This is a genomic window from Robiginitalea sp. (assembly GCF_049588695.1).
Taxonomy (GTDB): Bacteria; Bacteroidota; Bacteroidia; order Flavobacteriales; family Flavobacteriaceae; genus Robiginitalea.
On record NZ_JBAVZJ010000167.1, the window covers coordinates 1 to 3,110 of the forward strand.

Genomic DNA, 3,110 nt, shown 5'->3' on the forward strand with positions numbered 1-3,110 from the left:
CCTTCCGGTTTTCCGGAAGGAATTGTTTTTGATATCCCTGCACTGGCAGGACACTATTAACCCTGTTCCTTGATAAGTTCTCTTGGGAGAAACTAGTACAGCCCGGAAAAAATCCTTTTAGTAAAGGAACCGGAGCCGATTTGGTTTAGCATCTAAACGACAAAGGCATGTCTGACGGGATTAACTCCTGCGGACTACCACTTTGTTGTTGCGCTTACAAAGAACGTAAACTAAATAAATAAGCATGGCTACTGAAGCTGAAGTAAAAGATCTTTTAGAAGCTGGGGTGCATTTTGGACACCTCACCCGTAAATGGAATCCGAACATGGCGCCTTACATCTATATGGAGCGCAATGGAATCCACGTTATCAACCTTTATAAAACCGTTGCCAAACTGGACGAGGCCTCGGAAGCACTCAAGAAAATTGCGGCTTCCGGCAGGAAAATCCTTTTTGTAGCGACTAAAAAACAGGCTAAAGACATTGTGGCCGAAAAAGTCTCCGCAGTGAACATGCCTTACATTACCGAGCGCTGGCCCGGTGGAATGCTGACCAACTTTGTCACCATTCGGAAGGCTGTTAAGAAAATGACTTCTATCGACCGTATGAAAAAGGACGGTACCTTTGATACCCTCTCCAAAAAAGAACGGTTACAAGTTGAGCGTCTGAGGGCCAAACTGGAAAAAAACCTGGGTTCTATTTCTGATATGACCCGCCTTCCCGGAGCTATTTTTGTAGTAGATACCATGCGGGAGCACATCGCGGTTAAAGAAGCTGAAAAGCTGAACATCCCGATTTTTGCAATGGTGGATACCAATTCTGATCCCAAGCCTATCGACTACGTGATTCCTTCGAATGACGACGCTTCGAAGTCCATCGCCATAATTATGACCGAGGTGACCAAGGCAATTGCCGAAGGCCTGGCTGAACGCAAATCCGAAAAAGCAGCTGAGAAGGAAGGTAAATCGTCAGACGCACCCCAACCAGCGAAAGAAGCCAAAGCTGAGGTAAAGGAGGAGGCTAAAGCCGCTCCTGCTAAAGAAGTGAAAGCTGAGGCAAAAGAGGAAGCCAAAGCCGCTCCGGAGAAAGAAGCCGTAGCTGCAGACGAGGCAAAACCTGAAGCCCCTAAAAAGGAAAAGGCAGCCACTACGGACATCGACCTCACTATTATAGAGGGAATTGGCCCTAAAACTGCAGAGGCTCTTTTAAATGCAGGAATGAATTCATTTGAGATCCTTTCAGGGGCCGACCCGGAGCGTATCAAAGAAGTTCTTACCGAAGCGAGTTCAAGACTATCGCACCTGGACCCGGGCAGCTGGCCGAAACAGGCCAAAATGGTCGCTGAAGGAAAACTGGAGGAACTCAAAGAATGGCAGGAAAATGTAAAAGGAGGCGTTGAATAAGACCTCTCTGATTTTTATTTTAATGGTTAAACGGAGTCTCAGGATTCCAATAAAAGTATAAGACATGGTAAAAATTACCGCAGCTGACGTAAATAAATTACGGAAGAGTACCGGAGCCGGAATGATGGATTGTAAAAATGCCCTGGTGGAAGCCGAAGGGGATTTTGAAAAAGCCGTTGAAATCCTTCGTAAAAAAGGACAAAAAGTAGCGGCAAAGCGCGCTGACCGCGATTCTTCAGAAGGAGCTGCTATTGCGAAAGTGAATGAAGCCAACGACAAAGGAGTGGTTATTTCCCTGAATTGCGAAACAGACTTTGTGGCCAAGAATGAGAGTTTTATCACCCTGGCAAATGAGCTGGCTGAACTGGCGATGAATTACGATTCTAAGGAAGCCTTTTTGGGCGCAGACTTCAATGGTCTGAGTGTTCAGGAGAAACTGCTTGAACAGACAGGAGTTATTGGCGAGAAGATTGAAATCGGTGGTTTTGACCACCTGAGCGCCCCATTCGTAGGGTCTTATATTCACGCCGGCAATAAGATAGCTACCCTTGTAGGCCTTTCTGAAGCTGTTGACAACGCAGCTACAGTAGCCAAGGATATCGCCATGCAGGCAGCAGCGATGAATCCTGTGGCTTTGAATGAGGCGGGCGTTGATCAGGATACAATCGACAAAGAAATCGAAATCGCCAAAGATCAATTGCGCCAGGAAGGAAAACCGGAAGCCATGCTCGACAAAATCGCAGCGGGAAAACTCAAGCGGTTCTTCAAAGATAATACCCTGGTAAACCAGGACTTTATCAAGGACAGTAAAATGAGTGTTTCCGATTATGTGAAATCGGCGGCTCCCAACCTGGAAGTTACCAGCTTTGTGCGCGTAGCACTGGGCTAAGCACTCACAACATTTTGAATTTTAAAGCGCCCTGAACCGGGGCGCTTTTTTTATGTCCCCGTTCACAATCCCAAAGAAGCCCCATCGACCTCTTTTGAATCCATAAAGGTGGGAAGTGCTCTCATAATTTTGATTATTTTTGTCGGAAATCAAGCCCAATTCCATGCGATATAAACGGATACTCTTAAAACTCAGCGGGGAAGCCCTGATGGGCGATCAACAATACGGCATTGACCCGGCCAGACTGGATTCCTATGCCGGAGAGATCAAAGAGGTCAGCGATTTGGGAATTGAAGTGGCTATTGTTATCGGAGGAGGCAACATTTTCCGTGGAGTTTCCGGGGCCAGCGAAGGTATGGACCGTGTACAGGGAGACCATATGGGTATGCTGGCTACCATTATCAACGGACTCGCCCTGCAATCGGCCCTTGAGAATAAAGGGGTCGATACGCGTTTACAATCGGCCATTAAAATCAATGAGGTGGCCGAACCCTTTATCCGCCGGCGTGCGATGCGCCACCTGGAAAAAGGCCGGGTTGTTATTTTCGGAGGAGGCACGGGAAATCCCTATTTTACGACCGATTCAGCAGCAGTTCTTCGGGCTATCGAGATAGAAGCTGATGTGATCCTTAAAGGAACCCGGGTAGATGGAATTTACACCAGTGACCCGGAAAAGGACAAATCCGCTACCAAGTTTGATAAAATAAGCTTTGAAGACGTACTGCGCAAAGGCCTGAAAGTAATGGACACTACGGCCTTTACCCTCAGTCAGGAAAATGAATTACCCAATGTCGTTTTTTATATGAAAAAAAAAGGAAA

Annotated in this window: 3 protein-coding genes; all 3 read left to right on the forward strand. The window is 46.8% G+C overall.

Annotated features, from left to right (window positions below; translation table 11 throughout):
- The first annotated feature begins 244 nt into the window (after window positions 1–244).
- Window positions 245–1,402: a 30S ribosomal protein S2 gene (rpsB, locus tag WBV75_RS03990; protein ID WP_424119359.1), complete on the forward strand. Its 1,158-nt coding sequence runs from the start codon at window positions 245–247 to the stop codon at window positions 1,400–1,402.
- 64 nt (window positions 1,403–1,466) lie between these two features.
- The gene (gene tsf, locus WBV75_RS03995; protein ID WP_424119360.1) at window positions 1,467–2,291 is read left to right on the forward strand and encodes a translation elongation factor Ts; all 825 of its coding nucleotides are present in this window, start codon (window positions 1,467–1,469) and stop codon (window positions 2,289–2,291) included.
- A gap of 163 nt (window positions 2,292–2,454) precedes the next feature.
- A partial coding sequence (pyrH, locus tag WBV75_RS04000; RefSeq protein ID WP_424119361.1) for a UMP kinase occupies window positions 2,455–3,110 on the forward strand: 656 nt, incomplete at its 3' end.

Excerpts from the sequence above, each read along its gene's own strand:
- rpsB (WP_424119359.1), top strand. The coding sequence starts at position 245 with ATGGCTACTGAAGCTGAAGTAAAAGATCTTTTAGAAGCTGGGGTGCAT.
- tsf (WP_424119360.1), top strand. The coding sequence starts at position 1,467 with ATGGTAAAAATTACCGCAGCTGACGTAAATAAATTACGGAAGAGTACC.